Source organism: Streptomyces sp. MUM 2J (assembly GCF_022414535.1).
Lineage (GTDB): Bacteria > Actinomycetota > Actinomycetes > Streptomycetales > Streptomycetaceae > Streptomyces.
In genome coordinates this window covers 1-809 of the sequence record NZ_JADWYM010000119.1, presented here as the reverse complement: position 1 = coordinate 809, position 809 = coordinate 1, and the positions used below count along the sequence as shown (strand labels likewise).

1 protein-coding gene is annotated in these 809 nt (G+C 66.3%); it reads right to left on the bottom strand.

Annotated features, from left to right (window positions below; genetic code table 11):
- Window positions 1-35: 35 nt before the first annotated feature.
- Window positions 36-809, bottom strand: a 774-nt coding sequence (locus I3F54_RS31890) for an IS3 family transposase (RefSeq protein ID WP_240122408.1), incomplete at its 5' end; no start/stop codon positions are given.

Here is an 809-nt window from a genome sequence, read left to right as displayed (position 1 = left end):
CGGTAGCTGTCAAGTCAAATGAAACGTATGTGCGACTATGAGTTGTGTTGCTGTGGTTCACGCCGCCTGGCGGGGTCGTTGATCCATGCCTGCTGGGGAATCGTCGGTGGTGCGGGGCGGCGGTTGAAGCGTTCGGGATGCTGCTCGAAGGCGGTTGTGAGGGTGGCCGCCCGCTGCTCGCGGACGAGTTCGGCGGTGCCGAAGTGGACGCTGGCGGGGGTGTGGTAGCCGATCCCGGAATGCCTGTGCACGTGGTTGTAGTGCGAGATGAACGCGTCCATCCACTCCCGCGCGTGGGCGAGGGAATCGAAGCGTTCTGGGTAGTCCGGCTGGTACTTCGTGGTGCGGAACTGGCTCTCGCTGAACGGGTTGTCGTTGCTGACCCTGGGCCTGGAGTGGCTACGGGTCACGCCGAGGTCGAGGAGCATCTGGGAGACCTGCTTGGACGTCATGGAGGTGCCGCGGTCGGCGTGCACGGTGTGCGGCACGATCCCGTTGCGGTCGATCGCCTCACGGATCAACTCCTCGGCCCGCGCGGCGGATTCGGCCGCCTCGACGGTGTGGCCGACGGCGTAGCGGGAGTAGATGTCCAGGATGACGTAGCCGTGGTACCAGATTCCCTTCGCCGGGCCGGCCAGGCGTGTGATGTCCCAACTCCATACCTGCGAGGGGCCGTCGGCCACGAGCTCGGGAACCGTGTGGGGCGGGTGGGTGGCCTGACGGCGGCGTTCACCGTCCTGCCCGGCCTCCTTCAGGATCCGGTACATGGTGCGCTCGGAGCAGTGATAGCGGCCGTCGTCCAGTTCCCG